Below are 24,451 nucleotides of genomic sequence, written 5' to 3'. Positions count from 1 at the left end.
AAGCATCCAAAGCTGAGCAAGGCAGGCGGCACGGTCACGGCCAGGAGAACCCTCGCAAGCACTACCAGCCGGAGCTCATCCGACGCTGGATCCTAGACAGAGGAAGCTCCGCGACGCATCACCGGTCCGGCGGTAACCAACCCGCGTATCAGAGCATGATCAACCGTCGTTTCATGATCGTGTCGCCTGCCTTGCCCAGCGGAGGCCGTGCTGAAGGGCTCAGGAACGAGCGACAGATTTTCCGTGCCTGCAGCTTGAAGGGGCGAACATGAGAGTGCTTTGAGCTTGGCGGGTGCACGCGGCTTCCGAAGGCCGGACTTCGCCGATTCAATGACCTCGAATTTCAGCACTCGAAGAAGGATTCTCATCATGCGTTGCGCGAGGAGAGCGCTCTCCGGCCGTTGACAGTGGCTTTTCGTCGCCGCGTTGCAATATGGGCTAAGAGACGCGGGGAAAATGACCGAGGGAATTGCCCGACGCCGACTCTTGCCGATTCCTCAAAACGTCTGATGAGTCATAGGGCTCAGCAAAGCAAGCTGAAGAGACGCCGGCGAGTGGAGAGGCTTTCCGCGATTTCGTGCAATTCACGGTAGTGCCGAGCGACCCCGAGGAGTAAAATTGGGACATTTTCCACGAAGGGCCGGACCACCCGCCTGCTCCAACGACGCGCCGACGCGGTCAGACTACATCCGTAACACGATGGGTGCCAATCGACATTGATGCGTAACTGCGCCTCGATACGGTGCGCTCCGCTGACTGGCATCATGCCGGTTCACGGGAGTGCGACGCTTCGAACGCTACGATTCATGATCGCTTGCCAGTGCCCCGATCCACCCGTCCCAGCCTGCGCTGGAGAAGCTAATGGTCGATGCGCCTTACAATCGCACGAGGCGCCATATTTAGCACCCCTAACTCTAACCAGGAGCGCTCGCAATGAGTGTAGCTGCAACTCTGGGTCCAGCTGTTGTCTCTGTAGATATTGTCGCTGCCGCTGCCGCTCTGGTTCCCACGTTGCGTTCGCGGAGCGCGGAAACGGATAGGCTGATTAGACTACCCGACGCGACAATTGCCGACTTTCAGCAAGCTCGTCTTTTCGACATGCTGGTTCCGACAATGTATGGCGGCCTCCAAACTTCGCTGCGCAGCTACATGGATGCGGTGGTTCAGGTCGGGCGGGGGAGTGGTTCCGCCGCTTGGACACTCGCCTTGCTTTCGGCGGGTACCTGGACAGCGACGGCGTTTTACTCGAAGCAGGTGACGGATGCAAGATACTCCGTTACCGGAATGCCACTCACGGCAAGCGTGCTTGCCCCGCTCAAAGTGAAGACTAGGTCTATTGAAGGGGGCATCGTGATCGAGGAGGGTCTATGGAGTTTCAACAGCGGGGCACATCACGCGCAGTGGGACAATCTTGGTATTCCCATCAATGATGAGGCCGGGAAATTCGTTGGCCGCGGATCCGCATTGGTTCCCATGTCGCACATCACTTTTCTAAATGACTGGGATACGATCGGTTTACGGGGCAGCGGAAGCACCAGCGTCACCGCAAAGGATGTGTTTGTCCCAAACGAACGGGTTGCGCTGCTCAGCAAAGTGCTCAGGGAAGACTACGCCTCCGTCCATCTCCCAAGAAGATTGTACCGCATGCCGCTGCTTCCCTTTCTCGCAACCAACCTCGTGTTTCCCGCCTTGGGTATGGCGAAAGCCGCCCTTGAACTCTTTTTGGCAAAGGCACCAAACCGAGGCATCCCCTACACCTGGTACGAGAAGCAGGACGAAGCGGCGGTGACCCACCTGCAACTCGGGGAAGTATCCGCCAAGATTGACGCGGCCGAACTCATCCTCAGGCGGTCGGTCGACGAACTTGAAGCGAGCACGGACCGCAGCACGGCAATGACTCGCGAGCAGCGCGTGCGTATTTGGCGCGATGCGGGATACGCGAGTCAACTCATCTGGGAAGCAGTCGATAAGTTGGCGGCAGCGTCGGGCGGTTCTTTTGCAACGGCAGCCAATCCGATGAACCGATTGTGGCGCGATGTGCGCGTTGCGAGCCTCCATGGCGGCATATGCACCAGCACAACCATGGAGCTGTTCGGTCGGATCTTGTCCGGCAAGGAACCCAATACCGCGCTGATCTAGCTAAACCTTCCGCAGGCTGCCCACCCGGTCCAGACCAAGAAATCTGAGGTTGCAAAGCTTGCGCTTCATTTAGGAGGATCGGGTGACCATTGATGTGAATGCCTGCAGCGACACAGGTGTTCGCAGGCTTCGGGGCCAGCAGCCCGCGCAAGCTTAGAGACCACTCGCAGAAGCCGTGCCGTCCGGGTTGTTCTCCTTGGGCCGGCAGCTGGCGGCGTCTTCGACGCGACGCCACCTAGATCCGCAGCGCGAGAGTAGCCGATCGTCAGCGTTGCGGTGATAATCGCCGTGGCCGCAAACACAGCCGCATATTGGGCCGTTAGAAGACAAATCCGGGCGACGATTCTCGAGAGAGTGGTCCGCCACAGCCCGCATGGTGCAAGGGTGGTCATTTCCAAGGCGCACGAGGCGGTGAAGGTCACGATCATTTCCGCGTCGTCGCACACGAAAGGCATATGATGGCCTTTAAGGGATAGCTGCCTGCCCTGCGTCTGCATGATGCGGAAGCTGTAGCAGCGCCATCTGGTTTTCCAACGTCGCGTGTTGCAATTTGTCGCACGCCACAAAATGCTCAGTTACGGTGCCGTTGTAGCAGCTTGCAAAGGCCAAACTCGCTCGGTTTCCGGCGCAGCACCTATCGGAGAGCGCATTGTGAAATATTGCAACGATGGCGCGGCACGGCATGGTTCACATCCATATAGAATTGATGATCTGCCCATCAGGACCAGAGTAGTGGATATCTGAAGTGAAGAAATCTCGCTTGTTGATGGCGGCGCCGCTCGCTGGCATCGCCTTAGTCGTCGCATGGAAGGAGGTGCAGGCCCACGGAGGCGGCCACGCAACGACGCAATTGGTGCCTTCGCCTGTGCCCATCACGAGTGCACCTGTGCGGATTAAGGATGTGCCGATCTTCCTCGACGGTCTAGGGACCGTTCAGGCCTTCAACTCGGTTGAAATCAAGGCTCAGGTCACAGGCTTACTGATCGACCTTCCCGCACGCGAGGGGCAGGAGGTCAACAAGGGGGATGTCGTCGCCCGGATTGATCCCGCCTCCTTCAAAGCGTCGCTGGACGCGGCTGTCGCGCAGCGCAGCGAGGACGAGGCAGAGCTCCAGAGCGCTCAGCTTGACCTTCGCCGCTTCCAGGCCCTCGCCGCGCGTAGCTATGCGCCGGTTGAGCAGGTGGACGATCAACAAGCGACGGTGAGCAAGGAAGTCGCGAGCATTGCCGCCGATGAAGCCAATATCGAGAAAGCGCAGATCGATCTCGGCTATTGCGTTATTCGCGCACCCTTCGCCGGTCGCGTCAGCTTGTACCAGCTTGATGTCGGGAATTTGGTTCAGGCGGATAGTTCCACGGGCATTGTGTCAATCACGCAGGACCAACCGATCGCCGCTGTTTTGACCTTGCCTGAGGATGAGCTGCTTCAGGTTCAGAATGCCCGCGCAAAAGGGCCAGTGGCGATCGAAGCCTATGATAGCCAAGGCAAGGCGCTTCTTGCCCGCGGCACGCTACTCACGCCCAACAACGTGATTGATACGAGTACGGGAACCATCTCGCTCAAGGCGGAGTTCTCGAACACCGACGGGCACTTATGGCCTGGACAATTTGTGAACACGCGCGTGCAGATCGATACCCTACACAAGGCGGTTACGATACCGTCGCTGAGCGTGCAGCATGGGCCGGATGGACTCTTCGTCTATCTGGTGAAGCCCGACCAGACAGTGGCACAAACTGCTATCGATGTAGGCTACGTGGACAGCGGTCTGTCGGTCGTCACGAAAGGGCTTTCCGACCACGGAGTCGTTGTGCTCGCAGGCCAGTCACGACTGGCACCCGGAATGCATGTCAAAGTTACCAACACCCCGAAACAGGCTCGGCTCTCGGCTGGCCAGCCCGCTGTGGCAGATCCCTCCTAGGTTGTACTACCTTCCGTCTGTAGGACGCCAATAGCCGATGAGCATCTCCGCGCCTTTCATCAAGCGGCCTATCGCCACATCCCTCGTCGCGGCGGCGGTATTTCTCGTTGGACTCGCCGCCTATCCACTGCTTCCGGTAGCACCGCTCCCGAACGTCGAATTTCCGACGCTTACGGTCACGGCGCAGTATCCTGGTGCGAGTCCAGAGACGATGGCATCGACCGTCGCGACACCGCTCGAGACCGAATTCGGGCAAATGCTGCCGGGTCTGTCTCAGATGACTTCGGCAAGCGTGCTGGGCACGACGCAGATCACGCTACAGTTTGGCCTAACGACCAATCTCGGGAACGCTGAGACTCTTGTTCTGGAGGCGATCAACGCGGCCGAGGGTTCATTGCCGGCGGCCATGCCAAGCCCTCCGACCTTCCGGGCAATCAACCCGGCCGATAGTCCCATCATGATCCTGGCGATGCAATCCGATCAGGCCCCGATCACTGATGTCGATAGTTACGCCGAGAACGTCGTCGAACAGCAGATCTCTCAGCTTCCCGGGGTCGGCCAGGTCCTGGTGGGTGGTCAGCAGACCCCCGCCATCCGGGTCCAGGTCGATCCCGCACGACTCGCCGAGATGGGCCTCACCCTGGAAGATGTTCGCAGCGTTTTAACGAGCGCGACCGTCGATGATCCGAAGGGAAGTGTCGACGGCCCGGACCGTTCCTTCACCATCTATGCAAACGATCAACTCACGCGAGCCGCTCCCTATAACAATGTCATCATCGGCTATCGTAGCGGCGCTCCTATCCGAATCAGAGACATTGGACGAGCGATCGCCGGACCGCAGAACCGTGAGCTCGGAGCCTGGACGAACGGCAAGCAGTCCGTCCTTCTTCTGGTCTTCAAGCAGCCGAATGCAAACGTCATTTCCACTGCCAATGGTATTAAGGCGCAGTTGTCCGCGCTGGAGCGGGATTTTCCAGCGGATATCCATCTCAACGTGGTGTCCGACCGCACGCTGACCATCCGGGCCTCCGTGCGGGATGTCGAGTTCACGCTCTTGCTGGCAATCTGCCTCGTCGTGATGGTGATCTTCCTGTTCCTCCGTAATGTCTGGGCCACAATCATTCCGAGCGTGACCATTCCGGTGGCGCTGGCCGGCACTCTGGGTGCGATGTATCTGTGCGGGTTCAGCCTCGACAACCTGTCGCTGATGGGTTTGACGATCGCCGTAGGCTTCGTCGTCGATGACGCCATCGTCATGCTGGAGAATATCTTCCGCCATATCGAAGGAGGGATGAAACCTGTCGATGCCGCGCTGCAGGGTGCGGGCGAGATCGGTTTCACCATCGTCTCGATTAGCGTTTCTCTGATCGCCGTCTTTATCCCGCTGCTGCTCATGGGCGGCATTGTCGGCCGGCTGTTCCGCGAGTTTGCGATTTGCGTGACGATGACAATCGTTATCTCGGCGATGATCTCTTTGACGCTGACGCCGATGATGGCCGCGCGGTTCCTCACTGCCGAAGCGCATCAGCATGGGCGCTTCTACAACGCGGTCGAGCGGGTGTTCGATGGCATGGTCGGATTCTACGCGAAGACGCTCGACGTCGCGCTGCGGTTCCGACTGATGACGCTCATAGTCTTTCTGGCGACGGTCAGTCTGACGTGCGCGCTATATGTCTTTATCCCGAAGGGGTTCTTCCCGACACAGGACACCGGCATCATCATCGGCATCACGGAGGTGGCGCAGGACGCCTCCTACACACAGATGGCAGCTCGCCAACAGCAGGTCGATCAGCTGGTGCTGCACGATCCCGCCGTAGCCTCAGTCGTTTCGTCCGTTGGCGCAGGAGCAGGTGGCCAGACGGCGAATAACGGGCGGATGTATATCACGCTCAAGCCATGGAATCAGCGTCCCGGGGAGGACGCCACGAAGGTGATCGAGCGTCTCGATCAGAAGATGGGTAGCCTCGCCGGTATTCGGCTTTTCATGCAGCCGGCTCAGGATGTCAGCGTGGGGGCGCGTTTAGGGCGGACACTTTACCAGTACACGCTGGAAGATACGAACCAGGGGGAACTGAATAGCTGGGCGCCCAAAATTCTGGCACGGATGCGACGGCTTCCGATTTTGGCCGACGTGACGTCGGATCAGGAGAATTCGGGAACGACCGAGACCTTGACCTACAGTCGCGACCAAGCATCGCGTTTCGGCATTCTGCCGGCCACCATCGACAACATCCTGTACGACGCCTTCGGGCAGCGGGAGGTCGCGCAGTACTTTACCGGGAACAAAGCTTACTACGTGGTTCTCGAAGCGACACCCGATGAATACGGCAAACTGGCTACGCTCGAAAAGCTTTACGTGAAGTCATCCTCCGGGGGCGCCGTTCCTCTATCAACGCTCGTACATGAGACATCGGTTCCGGTGCAACCTCTGGCGATCAATCACCAGAGCCAGTTCCCCGCAGTTACCGTCTCCTTCAATCTGAAGGGGAACGCCTCGCTGGGAGCGGCGGTCACGCAGGTGCAGAGCATGGAAGCCTCGATGGGGGTTCCGGCCACCGTGCAGGGAAGCTTCCAGGGGACCGCCCAGGCGTTCCAGGCCTCGCTCGGCTCCGAGCCGATCCTGGTGGCTGCGGCGCTGATCGCCGTCTATATCATCCTCGGCATATTATACGAGAGCTACATCCTCCCTCTGACTATTCTCTCGACACTCCCATCCGCCGGTGTCGGTGCTCTGCTGATGCTGATGATCTCCCACTACCAGCTCACCGTCATCGCGCTGATCGGCATCATCCTCCTCATCGGGATCGTCAAGAAGAACGGAATCATGATGGTTGATTTCGCCATCACGGCCGAGAGGCGCGACGGCCTATCATCCCACGACGCCATTCGCCAGGCCTGCCTCCTGCGCTTCCGGCCTATTCTGATGACGACCATGGCAGCGCTCTTCAGTGGGCTTCCGCTGATGCTGGAGAGCGGCGCCGGTTCCGAACTGCGCAAGCCGCTCGGCGTCGCCATGGTCGGCGGGCTTCTGCTCAGCCAGGTGCTGACGCTCTATACGACACCAGTGATCTATCTTTATCTCGACCGGCTACAGCAGGTGCTGACACCGGCGCGGAAGAAGCGCATGCCGCGTCTTGCCAACAAAATGTCGGGGCAGCCGGCCGCGGCAGAGTAGGTGGGGAACACTTGCCCCGGGGTCGATCTGCAGTTGCTGCCCTGGCGACGTCGCAATCGCCTGCCCGTCAAATGCCGATCCCCGCTCGGGCTTATGGAACAGGACAACGCCGCCAGCAAAGTAACGCGGCATTGTTTTTGCGCGCAGCCAACTCCCTCGATAATTGTCTGGCTCCCCACCTAAGCGCGTGGAGTTGCATCATCGCCGTGGCCTCTGCGGGCTGTCTTTCAGGTTCCGAGAGCTAACGCCCTCACGCGCGCTGGAAGATAGCGTCCTGCAGCAGACGCGGACCTCGGGCTCTGGGACAAGCTCGGCACAGCGCCGGAGCCGACCGAGAGCACTGTCCCAAGCCGAGCGTGCCGCCGCCCGCTGGAACTCGCTCTCTGGTCGGTAGAATGGCAATAACCCCTCAAACCATTTCGCCATTTCCGCACACAGGTGAATGCCGACGCTTATTGTATCGACTTAGCACCGAATCAAATTAGCCAGCAGCTTTTTTTACAGCGCCAACCGTTCGGTCTTTACTATTTCGATCCGGTTTTCGGTGCGAATCAGATCCAGACGTACAGAGTTTAAATGAACATGGAATTGGTGGCCGACCTTTATGGTGAACTAAACCATTGAGTAACTTGGTGTCCAGTTGGCGCCGCATAGATCGCTTGATCTTGGAATCCGCGTAGGCGGTCTGCAGATCAGATGTCTTCCCAATCCTGGGGCACGCTACTTTCAACTCAATCTCTAATATCGCACAAGGAATTACAAAATGTCTGGCTATACTTACCCCACCGCGCCGTTTGCCATATCCACTTCACAGATCACCACGGTCACAACGCCTTTCGTTGACACCGCAGCGATAGAAGACGAAACTGGGGAAGTCGACGTTGTATCAACGCCAGCCTCATCGCAATGGTCCGTATTTCCCGAGGCCCCTGCATCGAACACCGTCTTTATCCAAGGCACTGTTGTCGGTGGCTCGACAATTACGATCACCTATACGGGCTTGTCGGGCGAAGAGGTAACCCTGACAGGTGTAGTATTTGAGACGAGTCCGAATTACTACCTCGTAGCCCTCAACGGGGTCATCGGAGGCGGCTTTTTAACCGGAGGCGAGTATATACAAATAAGCAACGCGGCAAACGACGCCAGAACTTCCGTCACATACGGGCCGCAGAACGACGCGGCGCCTGTTAGCGGTTACAATGAGGACACCACGCCTTTTAATGGCGACTCGGCCTCGGCTCCGCTCTCACCCGCGCTCCAGTCTGGGGCAGTTGTGACGATAGGTCCAGACAACCTGCTGCCTGACGGAACGCCGGTTTCTGGCGGAACGGTCCTGGCGGGCGCGACGTTGATTGTCGATGCGGGCGCGGTCGCCTCCGCGATACAGAATTACGGCACGATCATTGTCGAAGCCGGCGGCGAAGACTCCGGCGTCATCGTCTATAGCGGTGGAAACGAGCTGCTCAACGGGGGCCTTGCAAGCGGTACCACGCTTGAATCTGGCGGCACGGAGACCGTGCAGGGCGGCGGCTCATTCGTCTTTTTCACGGTGTCATCGGGCGGCAGCCTCGACCTTGCTTCCGGTAGCGTGCTGAGCAATGGCATCATCGCATCCGGCGCGACGCTGATCGTATCGAGTGGCGTGACGGCGGCCGCCCTGACCATCGAGCCCGGCGGTTTGGAAATCGTGGAAGCCGGCGGCAGCGCGGTTCTCAACACCGTCAGCGGCACTGCCATCCTTGAGAGTGGTGGCACGGATAGCGCCGGCGTTGTCGCGTCCGACGGAACGGAGACGGTGCAGAGCGGGGGCACCCTCATGAATGTGACGATCTCCGATGGCGGCACCGCATTCGTGGAGGCCGGCGGCATAGTGCTCCAAGGTGATACTCAGCTTCCATCGGGTGGCCTCGTCCTCGAGTCCGGTAGCCTGTTGAGCCAAGGCGTGCTGAACACGGGCGAGCTGCTGGCCGTTTCGAATGGCGTGGCCGTGATCGGGATCAACATCGAGGGGGGTGCCTCGCTGGGCGTGGACTCCGGCGGGACCGCGGAGAGTAACGTCTATGGCACCGTGAACGTCGAGAGCGGCGGCACGACGATCAACGACAATATCAGTTCTGGCGGAGACGAGAACGCGGCGTCGGGCGCCCTGTTGCTCCAGACCCAGATCTGGTCGGGCGGCACCCTCAACCTCGAATCCGGTAGCCTTTTGAGCCAGGGCGTTGTGAACTCGGGTGCGACGCTGATCGTGTCGAACGGCGCCTGGGTCAGCGGCGATACTGTCGCGCTTGGCGGCATGCAGATCGTGGAGTCCGGCGGTACAGCGGAGACGAACGTCAGCGGCATCGACATCGTTGAGAATGGCGGCACGGATAGCGGCAGCTTTGTCGACTCTGGCGGAACGGAGACTGTGCAGAACGGCGGCATCGCCATATTTGCCACGGCCGAAGCCGGCGGCACCCTGGCCGTGCAGTCCGGCGGCGATCTGGTCAGCGCGGCGCTTTCGTCGGGCGGCAGTTTCGACCTCGTTGCCGGCGCCACGGTGAACGGTGGTTTCGTGTGGTCGGGCGGCACGCTGGTCGTATCGGATGGCGTCAGCGTCACCAGCATGCTCATCGCTTCGAGTGGCACGGAGATCGTGGAGTCTGGCGGCATCGCGAAGGATACCGTCGGCGGCATCGCGACCGTCATGAGTGGCGGCACTGATAGCGGTGGTCTCGTCGTGTCCGGCGGAACGGAGAAGGTGCAGAAGGGCGGCACTGGCATGAATGTGACGGTCGTCTCGGGCGGCACCGAGATGGTGCAGTCCGGCGGCGATCTGATCAGCGCGGCACTTTCATCGGGCGGCAGCTTCGACCTCGTTGCCGGCAGCACGGTGAACGGTGGTTTCGTATGGTCGGGCGGGACGCTGGTCGTATCGGATGGCGTCACCGTCACCAGCATGGTCATCGCTTCGGGCGGCACGGAAATCGTGGAATCCGGCGGTACCACGAAGAATACCGTTGGCGGCGCCGCGACCGTTATGAGTGGCGGCACGGATAGCGGCGGTTTTGTCGACTCTGGTGGAACGGAGACAGTGCAGAAGGGTGGCACCGGCATGAATGTGACGGTTGTCGCGGGCGGCACCGAGATCGTGCAGTTCGGCGGCACCACGCAGAACAATATCGACAGCGGCACGGCGATCGTCAGCGGCACTGACACTGACGGCATGATCGAAAGCGGTGGGACCGAGGAGGTGGCGAGCGGTGGCGCCATCGTCGGTGGTGACCTTGAGGGCGGCACACTGGTGATCTTGTCTGGCGGGTCGGCCGATCTGGCATCCCGTTTGAACAACGGTGCCATCGTCTTCAGCGGCAGCGGTCCCGAGCAGTTGACCATCGATGGGAACCTAGCGCCCGCTGCTGCCATCTCGGGCTTTACCGATCCGGCGGTGGGTGGGAAGACCATCGACATCACCGGGATTGGCTCAGCCGTGACAAGCACCAGCTTCACCTTCAATTCAGGCGCCGAGACACTCACCGTGTCTGGCATGCTCGGCTTGACGACGGTGGACTTTACGGCCGGTAGTACTCCGGGTCCGCTCGAACTCACGACTGACGGCAATGGTGGCATCCTGGTGATCTGCTTCGCCGAAGGCACGCGGATCGCGACGACGCGCGGTGACGTCGCGGTCGAGACGCTGCGTGAGGATGCCTCAGTGTTGACAGCCGCGGGCGACGTTGCGGGGGTGAAGTGGATCGGCCATCGCCGCTTCAACCTCGCGGCGCGGCCGGATGTGGCGCCGATCCGCTTCGGCGCGGGGTCGCTCGGAGAAGGTGTGCCGTCGCGCGATCTTCTCGTCAGCCCGGAGCATGCCATGGGCCTGGACGGCAAGCTCGTTCCGGCGCGGCCGCTGGTCAATGGCAGCACGATTACCCGCGACACCAGCATGGCGGCGATCACCTACTACCATGTCGAACTGCCGCATCACGACCTGCTGCTGGCGGAGGGGGCGGCGGCGGAAAGCTGGCTCGATACGGGCAATCGGGGAATGTTCGCCAATGCTCCGGGCGCGGTCGATCTCCATGCCGACCTTGAGCCCGATCTCGCTTCCGAGGCGTGGCAGACGCAGGCTTGCGCGCCCTTGGTGGAAGGCGGCCCCGATCTCGCCGCCATCCGGGCGCGGCTGGAAGGCCGCGCGATCACCCTCGGTCATAGTGCGGCCGCCGCGTGGACTTTGTGGCTCGAAACCGAGGGCAAGCACTCCGTCGTGCTGGCGGTGGGTGGCGGCCTCGTCCGCTTGGCGTCGGTGGCCGCCAGAGCACCCGGCGACCAGCGCCGATTGGGGGCGGTGCTTGCGGGGGTGGCGCTCGACGGGGTGGCGCTAGATCTCGAGGATCATCGCCTGGCGCTGGGTTTCTACGCCGTCGAGCGGCGGGGCGATACCTGTTGGCGCTGGACGGATGGCCAGGCGCTCCTCGACTTCGGGCCAAGCGAGGTCGAGCGTGTGGTGACGGTGACGGTCACCGTCATCGCGGCCGAGCAGGATTGGGCCGTCGCGGCCTGAAGCATGGGGGGAGCGGCAAGGCTCCTCCCTTCTCCGACACGGCGAACGAAGGCGCGCCGAGCCGATCGGGCGCCTTTTCTCATTGGTTACCGCGGATGCGCCTCCACCCAATCCTCGCAGATCACGACGCCTTCGCTGTGAGTCCCCTCAGGTTAAGACACCCCTGGCTGTACCATGAGTTTAGTGACAGCAAATCCCTGGCGTAGGGCGTACGCGACAGAGGCAGGGCGATGTAATCGGCGCGTCCGCCAGCGCAAGCGCCGCGTCGAGCTTGTATTCCAGTTCGGGTCGTTCCTCGCGCTCGCCCCGATGCCGCAAGCATTCGACCAGCCCGTGCAATGCCCACACGTTGTCGGGGTGCTGCGCGCAGCGTTGCACTTTTCCAGATAGGCCGAGGTCGTCGCGACAGACCTGTTCTGCTTCCTCAAAGTGGCCTTGATCGAGCAGCAGTGCCGCTAGCGCGTGGCGCGGCGGGTGCATCCAGGCCCATGGCTCAGTGTAGGACAGATTGTCGTCGAGCTCGACGGCACGGCGCAGATGCCCATATGCCGTTTGATGCGCGCCCTGATGGTAGGCAAGCTCGCCGTCAAGCAGCGCAGCGCCAACTTCCAGTGAAGCCCGTGCTGGATTGCTCAGAAACCGGCGCTCGGGAGCGATGGTTTCGACGTGGCGATGGAACAACTCGCGCTCGATTTCGGCTCCGGCAATGTTCTGGAGCGTCGCATGCGCCACGCCTTTTGCGTAGTGTTGCAGCGCGGTGGTCATCACGTGAAGGTGAGGGTCGCCGACCATCGGCTCATCGATGATGTCGCGCCAGAGGCCGAAGCGCACCTGCACATGCGATTTCATGGCGCGGTAGCCTTCCACGGTGTGGGTGAATTTTGGCCGGTCGGGCAGATTGATGACCTCGCGCGTCACGAGTTTGCGCACCTCCTCGGCGGCCTTCAGCGCCGGCCGCGCCTGCCCGAGGAACATGCACGCGTACATCATCAGATGCAGATCATGCCCACAACCGAGCAGATAATAAGTCGGCGCATCGGCATAGGCGAGATAGAGGTTGTTTGCCTGAATCGCTCTTTCGCTCGCAAGTTTCGCCTTCTCGTAGTCGCCGCACAGCGCATATATATGCCCGGGCATATGGTTCATATGGCCAGCGTCGGGGCACATGCCACCGAGCAGATCGGCGGAGCGCATGGCGCGCTCAGGCATCGCCGACATCTCGAGAAGATGTATATGTAAATGAAGGATTGCGGGATGGTGCGGCACGCCCACTTCGTCGGCTCTGACGATCGCGCGTTCGCAGACTGCCAGCGCTTCAAGTGCATCCGAGTTCGCCGCCGGTTTGCCGGTCTTCAGGTCCCACAGCCTGCGCACAGTGCGCATCATCAGCGCTTCGACAAACAGCGCCGTTACATCGCGATCGTCCGGACATCTGTGATGGACACGGCGCATCTCGGCTGCATAGGCATCATCCCACTGCGCAAGCTCGGCCAGAGACACCGGATGAGGTTTCTGAAACCGGAACGAAAGTGCTTCGATCAACTGCTGCTCGGCTTCGGTGGCCCGACCAGCCTGCGTTTTCGCGATCTGCACATGCTCGAAGCAGCGCTTCGTCGCGACGCTTGCCTCGACCGCTCCGTGTTCCTTCCACGTCAGGTTATAGAATGGGCCGGCCGCATAGGCGATTCCCCAATGAACCATCGGGCATGTGGCATCGGTCTCCAACGCTCGCTCGAAGCACCGGATGCCTTCTTCGTGATTGAAGCCGTAGCACCAGTTCAGTCCAATATTGAACCAACGTTGCGTTTCCGCAGAGGCGGTGGAGATAGAGCGCTGGTAGGAGCCCAGGTTGAAGCGGTACATTTAGCAAATCCCCCTTCCGGCTGAACGATATGAGTTTGTGGGTCACCCGCATACCCTCCTGAAGAGCGGCTAGGTCTGTTTCAACGGGGGCCGGCCGCAGTGTCATCGCCTCTCGAGCAAGAGGCATACCTGCGCCGGGAAATCATTGAAGACACGGTGGCGGTCGATCCTCCCACCCGCCGCTCGTTGTCACAGATAATATTCGTCAAATTGGATACTTGTGAAACGAGTTAATGATCGGCTCGTCGCCACGAGCATAACTGGTAGCAGATGGTTTCGGTGAACGGGACGTGCTACTTGCCGATGCATGTCGACATATGAGTCATTGAAGAAAGCGGTCAACACTAACTCATTCCTCGACGGCCGAGATACTGAGAGCGCGATCGTGCGCAACGGAAAATGGGTGCCGATCAAAAATCTCCACCTTATCCTTGACCTGACCGACGCTGAATATGACTTGGTCAGGCTGGAGAGATCGCGCGCATCTCATTCCGAGGAGATGCAATCCATCGAAACCGTGCTCAATCGCCGCTCCGGCCCCCTAACCAAGACAGGATTATAGCTGCGAATCGGTGACGAGCTCCTGGAGTTTTTTGACTATGTCATTGATATCTCGGTGATTCGAACGCATAGCGTCGTCTGAGGTAGCCCTCGACCGATCGGCGCACTTCCGGGTAATCAAGCAACTGCTTGAGGCTGATCACCTAACCATCTCCTAGCTAGCCGAGTTCCTCGGTAGTGGGCTTCCGATTGTCGTCCTGTCCCTGTAGCTCGCCTTCCGGGAGCTTGCAGAGGAGCTGAATTACTCACCCCTACCACGTCCATCAATCTGACGAACTTGACGGATGGTGCCATATTGGGCTACCCTTGGGCATGTCGGTCATCAAAAGCATTGGGTCAACTCGCCGCGTTGGACTTAAGGCCTCGTCCGCGCGGCTCTCAGTGCCGCGAGGGATGGAGCTGTCCGTGGCCAAGCAAGTGTTGTCGCAGCTCAACAAATTGATCGCCGACGATCGTGATGTGACGCTTAATCTTACTGTGGTACGCGGAAAAGTGGTCTCGGTCCGCGAGGCTCCGCCGACGACGCCGGAGCAGCGACTTGCCGCTGCAATGGGTCGTGCGGCGGCTCGCGGTGATGTTCTTATCGGCACGCTATTCGACGATCCCGAGATGCTAAATTCCGACCGCATGGCGCGGCGGCTAGGGATCACCCGAGAAACTGTCAACACAATGAGACATGATGGTCGTCTACTGGGATTGGAGGGAGCTCGAAGGGGGGTTCGCTATCCAGCTTGGCAGGTGGATAGTGACGGTCACATGCTGAAGATCATGCCCGTACTCATCCAGGAGCTGGGTGACGCTTGGGCGGTATATCGCTTTCTGCTGCAGCGGCATCCGGAGCTTGATGGAGTGACGGGGCTTGATCTAGCGCGAGATCCAGTTCGGGAAGCCGAGGCGGTGAGGCTTGCTCGTAGCCAGGGCTTTGCTCCGGCCGCATGAGGATCGCAAAGCGTGACCGGCCTCCAGCTGATCTTCAACTCGTCACAACGGAAATCTTACCTGACAAGCCTTGGCTGCGATTTGTCTTGGCACGTCATCCCGATGCGCTCGGGTGGGGTCCCGGGTCGAAGAGTCGTTTCGCTGATGCAGAACTCGATCAGGGTGGAGCGGCGCGCTTCAATCCGCTTTATCTCGGCTCGTCCTTCCGATGTTGTTTCGTCGAAACGCTGCTGCGTGACCAAGCCAATGGCCAAGCTGGGGATTGGCCGCTGTCACGAAGCGCACTAACGACATGGACATGCGCACGGGTGGAATTAACACGCCCTCTGACGGTCGTGGACCTGACCAGCACGGGGCCGGTCGGGATGCGCATGCCCTCTGACGCGGTGAGAGCTCGCCACCAGCAACTCGGTCGACTGTGGTCCAGTGCGTTCCACGCTCACCCCGACGGAGTTGATGGCATCCTCTATCCGTCAAGGTTCATCCAGGACCCTTGCCTCTGCGTTTACGAAGACCGTGGCATCGGGGTGTTAAAGCTCACAGACCGAGGTTCACTCGTCACCTTTCAAGATGAATTGGCAGACGCACTTGATACCTTCAAAATTAGCCTCGTCGGATAGAGCCCCATCGACACGGGGCACGACACGGTGCCTTCATCCTAAAATGCTGTGACACCCCTACCCTGTTCCTGGGCGAACTGCATGGCGGCCTTGGTAACTGCTACAAGCTGATGCGGCCAATCAGGGTTGGCTGGAGTACCATTGCGCAGCCTCCTCCATCTCCGAGGGGGTCATGTTGCGCGCGACGTTGCGCATCTGCTCGCTGATGTCGTTATGGCGCTTGCCCTCGGCAAATGCCGCGAGCTGGCGCTGGAGATAGACGGGAGACTGCCCTTCCAACCAGGCACTCCCGACCTTGTAGGCCAATGTGCCGTGGCACGCCGCGCAGGGAGCGATGTTGCGCATCGGTGCGCCACTGGCGACGATCTTTGGGGGCGGCCCGGAGGTCGGAGGATGGTAGGGCGGCAGGCGGGGAAGATAAGCGTAGTAGGCTGCGAGATCCCGGATATCCTGATCCGACAGATTTGTCACCCGGGGGCTCATGACCGCATTTGTTCGTGCCCCGGACTTATAGTCTTGAAGTTCCTTGTAGATGACCTGGGCGTATTGTCCGGCAAGATTAGGTGAGTCGGCCTCGCTGAGGCCCCGGGCGCCGTGGCACATTGTGCAGCGCAACGCCAAGGTGGCTCCCAAGCCGATCGACATACCACTTGCCCCATGCAGCATGCGTGGTGTCACGATCACGTCCGTGGTCTTGTACGCCGCTGCCACCGGAATGCCCTCGTCCGGGATCGCGCGAACCAAGCCGGCCGCCGTACAAATCGCGTACCAGAGGCTCGGATTGCGCGCGTCCGGTTGGAGAGACGGCAGCCAAATGAAGCCGATCGCCGCTGATGAAACGGCAATCAGAACCGTCAGGGCGATCGATCCCGTCAGCCACGGGTTGCGGAATGACAGGAGACGAGGTTCGCTCATCTCGCGGCATCGATGTGAATGACGGGGACCGACGTGCTCGGGAGTGACATGAGGTGAGCGATCGGGAACCCATAATTGACGATGGTCAGCGCCAGCATCAGTCCGAACCAGAGACCCAGGCCGTTGAGCGCGGCAGGCATCGTTCGTGGCTGATGAACCGCAACGCTGAACCGGTATTCACCAGGTTCCACGCGCAACGCCCGATGGCCCCGGACGAGCACGGTCAGAAATATCGCGCCGGACACCACGAGGATGGCGCCTCCGAGAACCGACATGATCACCGAATCCGCCTGAGAGGCCAAGGCAGGGTTTGTGTAGTCATAGAAAGCCATGCGCCGCGGCATTCCGAGAATGCCCACGAAATGCCAGGGGATCGTCAGCACCATCATGCCAACGAACCAAATCCACAGTTGAATCCGCATGAGACGGTAGCTGTTGAGGGCGCGTCCCGTCAGGTGCGGCCAGATGTCATAGGCAATCGCAAAATACATGATGACTATTGCGCCACCGAAAATCAGGTGGAAATGCCCCGTCACCCACTGCGTGTTGTGAATGCTGGCGTTGAGCTGATAACTCATGTTGATGAGGCCGCCAGCGCCTCCGAAGCCGAGCATGACGAAGGAAAACGCCAGCGCCAGCATCATCGGATTTTGCCAGGGGAGAACCTTCATCCATCCGAACACGCCACGGCCCCCGCGCAGACGCGCCGCGATTTCGACCGATGCACAGATTGTGAACACGGTGAGCAAGGTCGGCAGGGCAACGAGTGCTGTGAAGACTGAATGCAGGAACTTGAAGCCGGCGCCGACTTCCGGATCGGCAAAGAGATGGTGAACCCCGATGGGCATCGCCACGACTAGGAACATTGCGAAGGACAGGCGAGCCATAGGGTCACTGAACAGGCGACCGCCGATCGCTCGCGGGATGATGGTGTAGTAGGCGATATAGGCAGGCATCAGCCAGAAGTAGACGATGGCATGAAGTGTCCAGGAAAACAGCACGCGGGAAAGGCCAGCGTCGATGGTGTTCGTCAGGCCCAGTGCCGACGGTATGATCTGGAACAGCAATTCGAGGGCAGCCCCGACCGCTGTCCAGCCCCATAGAAGGGAGCCAGCGACAGTGGCAAACATTGCCAAAGGCACTGGAACGCCCTTGTTCGCCCGTTTCCACATGTAGAGATTAACCGACATCAGGACGACCCAAACCCACGAGCCGACCACAACGAGGACGAGGCCGATATAATAAAGCGGATTGCCGACCATGGGTGGATAGAAGGTGTAAAGCACAGAGTCGACGCCGAGAGAGACGGGAACAATCGCTGTCACCGTCCCGATAGCGACTAGCGCGAGACCTACCCAAGCCCACCGCCGGCCAATAAGCGGTCTTCCCAGAGAGGCTTCCGCGACCGCATAGCCGAAAGCCATGGCGACAAGTGTCGGGAAGACATAGGCCATGGTGGTGCCGTGCGCCGTCACCGAGCGATAGTAAAGTTCCGGGTCACCAATCCATGCATGCAGCGGACTGCGGATATACATCTGCCACTCGCCGAGGAGCAGAGCGAAGCCGAAACCGCCGAAGGCCAGCCAGAAATGTGCGAGGATGAGCCGCTTATTGTGCAACACAGCTCAATCTCCGCTGGTTCGCCGCCAGTTTCAAGAAGGCTGCCTTGTCGATCACCTGAATCCTGCCCCACATTCCTTCATGGCCCACACCGCAGAACTCGTGGCAGGGCATGGTAAGGTTGGCCGTCCTTGAGAAACGCGTGGAGGCCGTGGAGATGTAACCGGGGACCAGCATGAGGTTGACGTTGCTGTTTTCAATTAGAAAGCCATGGACGACGTCCGCGCTGGTTGCCCGGATGGTGACGGGTGTGTCCTTCGGAACCAGGATGCACTGAGGCGTGAATGAATACTGCTGGCCTATGGCCCTCACCATCACCGAACCATCCGGTTGCAACGCGCTTCCAAGATTACCCTCGGTGAATTCGCCGCTTATATGCAGGCTTCGCGGATCAACCGTTTCCACCTTTGCTTGCGGCATGATCGCCTGATGTGCCCCGGCGATGGCCGCCATGACCACCAGCAGGAGGAGGATGACAAGCGAAACTGTCGCCCACCGGCGTTCAGCGCCAGCCGCGACATGCTCGGCGGAGTTCTTGCCAGCAGGGGGCAACGTCACGGTCCCGCGCTTCTTGCGAGAAAGACGAGAAAGTAGAAGGCGAGCCATATGCCCACGACGACAGCTGTTGCGAGGCCGGCGAGAACGACCGCGCCGGGCATTCCAGAACGCAGAATGCCGTCGACCGCTTCGTCCGTTGAATCGGGGAGGCCCAGCTCTTTGGGTTCGGAGTTGATCATGGGCGTCCTCAATTCAGTGGAACGGAACGCAGGGCGTTGGCGTTACGCGCGGAGACTGGCGCTCCAAGATTGCCCCAGGACGTCCGGATATAGGTAACCACCGCCGCGACCTCGTCATCCGAGAGGACCTGAGCAAAAGGCGGCATGCCGTAAGGCTTGAGGTTCCCGAAGGTGCCTGGCGGAAATCCGCCATTCAACACCATGCGAATCGGATTGACCGCTGACGCCATTTGGATCGACTGGTTGCTGGCGAGCGGGGGGTATTGGGGCGGCATTCCACGCCCTTCCGGCCCGTGGCAGACAGCGCACTGCTTGTCATACACGGACGCGCCCAAAATCATCAGAAGGCTGCTTTCCGCCGAGGATACTTTCGAGCTGGCAGGGGGAGGAGGGCTGCCCTCGCCGAGGCTCTTCAGATACACGGCCATCGCAAGCGTATCCTTGTCCGTCATATACTGCAGGCTGTCATAGACGACCTCCGCCATAGGACCGTAGACGGCGCCGCGATGAGATATGCCATCCCGCAGATAGTCGGAAATCTCGGCCAGGCTCCAGTTGCCAAGCCCCGCTTCCTTGTTGGACGTCAATGACGGCGCGTACCAATTCTGCATCGGGATCAAGCCGCCTTCGAAGGCGCGCGATTGCGAATTGCCGCCAAGTGCGTTGATGGCGCTATGGCACATTGCACAATGCCCCAAGCCACCCACGAGATAGGCGCCGCGGTTCCACTGCGCAGGCTTTGAATCATCCGGCCGGTAGGTGCCCTCATTGAAGAACAGCGTTCGCCATCCCAGGATGAGCGCGCGATTATTATAGGGGAACTGCAGGTCGTTTTCTTTGTTGGGCAAAGACACCGGTGGCACTGACTTGAGATAGGCGAAGATCGCGTCGGAATCTGCCCGCGTAACCTTGGTATAGGAGCCGAACGGCATGGCCGGGTAAAGCAGGCCGCCGTCCCGGGATCGTCCTTCATGCATCGTCCGGTAGAAGTCGTCTGCCGACCAGCGGCCGATGCCTGTATCGGGGTCGGGCGTAATATTCGTGGAGTACAGGGTGCCGAAGGGTGTAGGCATGGCATGACCGCCGGCGAGGAGTTTTCCCCCTGGCGCTGTGTGGCAGGCCATGCAATCACCCGCGCGCGCAAGATACTCTCCCGCAGCCACAATGTTAGGTTGATTAGTCTGAGCCAAGACCGGCTTCAGCCCGCAGACCAACATGGCCAGAGCAAGCCCCGAAACCAGAGGGAGTCTCCAGGAGCGCGGTATCAAACGCCTGTGCAAAACCTTCCTCCTCAATTCGGTTGGCTTCCGCAGGGCAAAGGCATCGCGAGACTGCCCTGCGGAACCTGCGTCGCATTGACGGGAACAGGAAGCGAGGAAAGCCAAGCCGACAAGGCTGTCACATCTGTCTCGGTCAGATGACTGGCGACCATCTGCATGCAGTCCGGCTCGGCGGAGGTCCGCGTGCCGTAGCGCCAGGCACCGAGCTGCGCGCTGATGTAGTCCGAAGGCAAGCCGAGCAAGCCGGGAACCGCAGGCTGCATGCCGGTCAGCCGAGGATTGTGACAAGACGCGCAGGCGGGGATGCCCCTGGCGACGTCTCCGTTTACCGTCAAGCCGCGGCCGAGGGCGAGGAGTTCCGGGCTGACGACTGGTGTCGCCCGGGGCGGGAATGGGGGATTTTGCTCAGCGAAATAATCGGCGATCAACCGGAGAAACGAGTCCGGCTGAAACTCTAGAAGGTAGTTCATCGGCGGATACCGGCGCCGCCCGTCGCGGAACGCTACCAACTGATTGTAAAGGTAACCTGACGGCTTGCCGGCAAGACGCGGGAAATAATCATTGTCTGTGCCACGTCCTTGCGCACCATGGCAGGATGTGCAGCCGAGGACGCGGGCAGCCATCGTATCGGGAGGATGATCACCGGTCTGGGCAGCCGCAGCATGGGACGAGAAAACGACCCCCGCAAGAATCGCGGCCAATCTTCGCATGGGGCTCATCTGGCCGAGACTCCTATTCACATCGGCTACCTCCCGACCTCCGGTTCCCCTCGACTTCGTCAAGGGATGGCTAGCCAGTCAGCCGCGAACCGGACTTGCGGACAAACGAGTGACGTCTCGCGAAACTATGCCTGCTTTCCTTAATCATTTCGAGTGGCAAATTGGCTTCGCTTTGCGGCTCCAGTCTGCTCGATAGTGCTCCCCTCAGGTCATCGATTTAGAAAATCGTCGGTCAGGCGGATGGAGGGAATAACCGTCGGCATATCCGAATGAACCTTGCTCCGCCGGGTCAGATACCAGCCGCCGACCAGCAAGACGGCAAGCAACGGCAGGCCGATCATGAAGATATAGAACTGCCCGGATGCGAAGATCATCAAGTAGAAGACGATCGCCAGAAAAGCCAGCGTCAACCAAGAGGTGACCGCGGCGAAGGGCATCTTGAATTTGACCGGGGCAATCTCCCCACGATGAATCGCCTGCCGGAGTTTCATCTGGCAGACGATGATGAAACCCCAGGTACTGACAATCCCGATGGCGGAAATGCTGATGGCCATCTCGAAGACTTCCGAAGGAATCACGAAGTTGAGGAACACGCCGATCAGATAGAGCGAGATGGTGAGGAGCAGGCCACCATAGGGCACACCCGATTTGCTCATAACGCTGAGTGCGCGCGGCGCAGAGCCGCCCATAGCCAACGAACGCAACACGCGTCCCGTTGAATAGAGCCCGGAATTAAGGCTGGACAGTGCCGCCGTCAGCACCACGAAGTTGATGATGCCCGCGATATAGGCGACGTGAAGGGAGGCGAAGACTGTCACAAATGGGCTGGTGCCTGCGTGATAGGCCGTGTAGGGCAGCAACAGCGAGAGCAGGACCACGGAGCCCACATAGAACAACGCGATCCGGGCAATAACGCTGTTGATGGCACGAGGCATAATCTTCTCGGCATCCTTAGCCTCTCCCGCCGCGGTTCCTATGAGTTCTATTCCGGCGTAAGCGAAGACGACGCCCTGCACGATGGCAAGCGTGCCCCCGAGTCCCTTTGGAAAGAAGCCGCCGTTTTGTACGATCACATGCAGCCCGGGATGGTGCCCCATGACGTGCAGTCCAAGTAGCAAGATGACCACGCCGACGACCAGGAACGCTGAAATCGTCACGACCTTGATGAGAGAGAACCAGAACTCCATTTCGCCAAAATACTTGACGCTGGTGAGATTCATGACCGAGATCACACCAAGGGCAAACAACGCCAACAGCCACTGGGGAACATCTACGAATATAGGCCAGAACTTGAAGTAGAGAGCGATGGCTGTGATATCGACGATGCCGGCCATTGCCCAGTTCAGGAAGTAGAGCCAGCCCGCAACATAGGAAGCCTTCTCACCAAGGAACTCACGCGCATAAGAGACGAAACTGCCGGAACTACGCCGATACATGGCGAGTTCACCGAGCGCACGCAGAATGAAAAAGGCGAAGATGCCGCAGACCGCATAGACGAGAGCAAGAGATGGCCCCGCAAGGCCCATTCGCTTTCCGGCGCCCATCAGCAGCCCAGTGCCGATGGCGCCCCCGATGGCGATCATCTGGATCTGACGATTGCCGAGGCCCTTCTCATAGCCTGCATCCTGCGATTCCAGAATCGCTCTATGTTCGGCAGACCCGATCGCACTCTGCGTTGGAGAAATAGCCATTGTGTTCCCTATGCTAGATTGCGCTTTCCTTAGGCCGATCCGCTAAGGTCACGACGCTACGCGATCCTGCCGATTAGTCTACAAGTTTTTTGAGAAGATGATGAAAGGGTCGGCTACGCGTCATCTTGCATCGGCGGCCATGGGCGAGTCTCTGCGAGTTGCAACAAGATGGCGAGCAAACGAGCGCAAGGGTACCGGATTACGCTCGCGGCGATACATGAGCTGATTCCCTTATGTGCAGTGCAGTGGGCGACCCAATCAATCTCTCCCTACAATCCAAGGGACTTTTCGTTTCGATCACTGGGTTTAACCAAACGAGAAAAGCTGTGACGGCTTCTTGGCAACGGCTAGTCACGTCCGTGTCATTTATCTCGCCAGCAGTTTGTCCCGATACGTCAGCCTGCGCCGCAGAATGCTTATTTGCCCGGGTGGAAACAAAGGCTAAAACGGGCTTTGTCCTACATCGCGTGAAATCATATAACGATTAGGGAACAAAAGTCGCAGCGCGTGGCGAGCGTGGTTTTTTTGGAGGCAAGAAGAAAAGAGAAATTCACGAACTTTGCAAGTTTATTTCGGGTCTTGGCGCCCCCATTTGCTTTCTGACGGTTTGCTACGCCGCTTAAAGTGCTACCGTCTTGAGGTGCTGATTGAGCCGAAGGTAAGGAGCTTACGATGGAGGACCATGGATCTCGTATAGTTGTTTGGGGTGCCGGAGCGATTGGCGGGACAGTGGGTGCCTTCCTTGTGCGGGCGGGCCTTGACGTTTTGTTCGTCGATAACGCCGAAGACCACGTCCAAGCGATGCAGACAGAAGGGCTGAGCATAGAAGGGCCGCTTGAGGAATTTACTGTCGCGGTTCAGGCAGCGACCCCGGACAGAGTCATGGGCCATTTCGACCGCATTTTCCTCTGCGTAAAGGCTCACCACACCAAAGAAGCCGCAATGGCCCTGGAGCCGCATCTCTCGACCTCAGGCTATGTTGTTTCTCTTCAGAACGGCCTGAATGAGCGGGAAATCGCTGAAACAGTCGGCGCCTCTCGCACGATCGGAGCATTTATCAATTTTGGTGCTGACTATTTGGCCCCAGGCCGAATCCTTTACGGTGGACGCGGGGCCTTTGTTTTGGGTGAAATCGACGGTCAAAAGTCAGATCGCATCAAAGCGCTGCGGGACTTGGTATCGGCATTCGAGCCTGGGGCCATCGTAACCGATAACATCTGGGGCTACCTTTGGGGAAAGATGGGGTATGGAGCCTTGCTCTTCGGCACGGCGTTGACAAACGCCTCGATAGCAGATGCGCTGGATCATGATGCGTATCGGCCGGTCTTCACCGCGCTCGCACGAGAAGTTGTGGCGACCACCGATGCTCTAGGCATTCGTTCGGAGCGCTTCAACGGGTTCGATCCCTCGGCTTTTAGGCCAGGGGCACCCGATGCCGCGGCTACCGCATCGTTTGACGAGATGGCCACCTTCAACAGGCGTTCGGCCAAAACCCATAGTGGAATCTGGCGAGACCTGGCAGTGCGCAAGCGGCGCACGGAAGTTGATGCCCAGCTCGGCCCGCTGATAAGAGAGGCAGCCCAACTCGGCCTTGCCACGCCGGTCACCGAAGCCCTGATTGCCCTGATCCATGACATCGAGGAGGGCCGGCGCCCGCTGAGCGAGGCCAATCTCGTGACGTTGGAGGAGGCCATGAAGTGATTGCATCGCCGATCGCAAGCGTGTTCTTGA

Annotated in this window: 16 protein-coding genes; 8 read left to right on the top strand and 8 right to left on the bottom strand. The window is 59.7% G+C overall.

What is annotated here, in order from left to right; all coding sequences use genetic code 11:
• Positions 1-1,113: 1,113 nt before the first annotated feature.
• From GSQ83_RS04035 to GSQ83_RS04020, 4 genes are all read left to right on the top strand, one after another.
• Entirely contained in the window at positions 1,114-2,139 is a 1,026-nt protein-coding gene (locus GSQ83_RS04035; protein ID WP_216849918.1) for a hypothetical protein, read from the top strand.
• A gap of 745 nt (positions 2,140-2,884) precedes the next feature.
• Positions 2,885-4,057 carry an efflux RND transporter periplasmic adaptor subunit gene (locus tag GSQ83_RS04030; RefSeq protein ID WP_158801605.1) on the top strand — a complete coding sequence of 391 codons (1,173 nt, stop codon included), beginning with the start codon at positions 2,885-2,887 and terminating at the stop codon, positions 4,055-4,057.
• 37 nt (positions 4,058-4,094) lie between these two features.
• Positions 4,095-7,232: an efflux RND transporter permease subunit gene (locus GSQ83_RS04025; RefSeq protein WP_158801604.1), complete on the top strand. Its 3,138-nt coding sequence runs from the start codon at positions 4,095-4,097 to the stop codon at positions 7,230-7,232.
• Positions 7,233-7,995: 763 nt separating this feature from the next.
• Positions 7,996-11,775: a Hint domain-containing protein gene (locus GSQ83_RS04020; protein ID WP_158801603.1), complete on the top strand. Its 3,780-nt coding sequence runs from the start codon at positions 7,996-7,998 to the stop codon at positions 11,773-11,775.
• A gap of 180 nt (positions 11,776-11,955) precedes the next feature.
• Here the strand turns inward: GSQ83_RS04020 and GSQ83_RS04015 are convergent, their stop codons facing one another.
• Complete coding sequence (locus GSQ83_RS04015; RefSeq protein WP_158801602.1) at positions 11,956-13,638, bottom strand: hypothetical protein; 1,683 nt, start codon at positions 13,636-13,638, stop codon at positions 11,956-11,958.
• Positions 13,639-13,963: 325 nt separating this feature from the next.
• Between GSQ83_RS04015 and GSQ83_RS04010 the strand changes: the two genes are divergently transcribed.
• The 3 genes from GSQ83_RS04010 to GSQ83_RS31085 all read left to right on the top strand — a co-directional run bounded on the left by GSQ83_RS04010 (position 13,964) and on the right by GSQ83_RS31085 (position 15,758).
• Complete coding sequence (locus tag GSQ83_RS04010) at positions 13,964-14,200, top strand: hypothetical protein (RefSeq protein ID WP_158801601.1); 237 nt, start codon at positions 13,964-13,966, stop codon at positions 14,198-14,200.
• A 404-nt stretch (positions 14,201-14,604) separates the two neighbouring features.
• Positions 14,605-15,138: a hypothetical protein gene (locus tag GSQ83_RS04005; protein WP_158801600.1), complete on the top strand. Its 534-nt coding sequence runs from the start codon at positions 14,605-14,607 to the stop codon at positions 15,136-15,138.
• Positions 15,135-15,758 (top strand): RES family NAD+ phosphorylase, encoded by a 624-nt coding sequence (locus GSQ83_RS31085; RefSeq protein WP_158801599.1) that lies wholly within the window; start codon positions 15,135-15,137, stop codon positions 15,756-15,758. Before GSQ83_RS04005 ends, GSQ83_RS31085 begins: the two co-directional genes overlap by 4 nt.
• 120 nt (positions 15,759-15,878) lie before the next feature.
• Here GSQ83_RS31085 and GSQ83_RS03995 read toward each other — a convergent pair whose 3' ends face one another.
• From GSQ83_RS03995 to GSQ83_RS03965, 7 genes are all read right to left on the bottom strand, one after another.
• The gene (locus GSQ83_RS03995; protein ID WP_158801598.1) at positions 15,879-16,673 is read right to left on the bottom strand and encodes a cytochrome c; all 795 of its coding nucleotides are present in this window, start codon (positions 16,671-16,673) and stop codon (positions 15,879-15,881) included.
• Positions 16,670-18,295, bottom strand: a complete 1,626-nt coding sequence (locus tag GSQ83_RS03990) for a cbb3-type cytochrome c oxidase subunit I (protein WP_158801597.1) — start codon at positions 18,293-18,295, stop codon at positions 16,670-16,672. Before GSQ83_RS03990 ends, GSQ83_RS03995 begins: the two co-directional genes overlap by 4 nt.
• Positions 18,282-18,851: a hypothetical protein gene (locus GSQ83_RS03985; protein ID WP_216849917.1), complete on the bottom strand. Its 570-nt coding sequence runs from the start codon at positions 18,849-18,851 to the stop codon at positions 18,282-18,284. Before GSQ83_RS03985 ends, GSQ83_RS03990 begins: the two co-directional genes overlap by 14 nt.
• Complete coding sequence (locus GSQ83_RS03980) at positions 18,848-19,030, bottom strand: hypothetical protein (RefSeq protein WP_158801595.1); 183 nt, start codon at positions 19,028-19,030, stop codon at positions 18,848-18,850. Before GSQ83_RS03980 ends, GSQ83_RS03985 begins: the two co-directional genes overlap by 4 nt.
• An 8-nt stretch (positions 19,031-19,038) precedes the next feature.
• A complete protein-coding gene (locus GSQ83_RS03975; RefSeq protein ID WP_216849916.1) occupies positions 19,039-20,154 on the bottom strand; it encodes a cytochrome c in 1,116 nt (371 codons plus the stop codon).
• 167 nt (positions 20,155-20,321) lie between these two features.
• A complete protein-coding gene (locus tag GSQ83_RS03970) occupies positions 20,322-21,029 on the bottom strand; it encodes a c-type cytochrome (RefSeq protein ID WP_158801594.1) in 708 nt (235 codons plus the stop codon).
• Positions 21,030-21,238: 209 nt separating this feature from the next.
• On the bottom strand, positions 21,239-22,720 hold the full coding sequence (locus GSQ83_RS03965) for an amino acid permease (RefSeq protein WP_158801593.1): 1,482 nt from the start codon (positions 22,718-22,720) through the stop codon (positions 21,239-21,241).
• A 672-nt stretch (positions 22,721-23,392) separates the two neighbouring features.
• On the opposite strand from GSQ83_RS03965, the gene GSQ83_RS03960 reads away from it, so the two are divergent.
• Positions 23,393-24,421: a ketopantoate reductase family protein gene (locus GSQ83_RS03960; RefSeq protein WP_158801592.1), complete on the top strand. Its 1,029-nt coding sequence runs from the start codon at positions 23,393-23,395 to the stop codon at positions 24,419-24,421.
• Positions 24,422-24,451: the final 30 nt, after the last annotated feature.

It is taken from the genome of Acidisoma sp. L85, from assembly GCF_009765865.1.
GTDB lineage: Bacteria > Pseudomonadota > Alphaproteobacteria > Acetobacterales > Acetobacteraceae > Acidisoma.
Note: the sequence above shows the minus strand (reverse complement) of the source record. Positions and strands in the feature narration are given on the sequence as shown.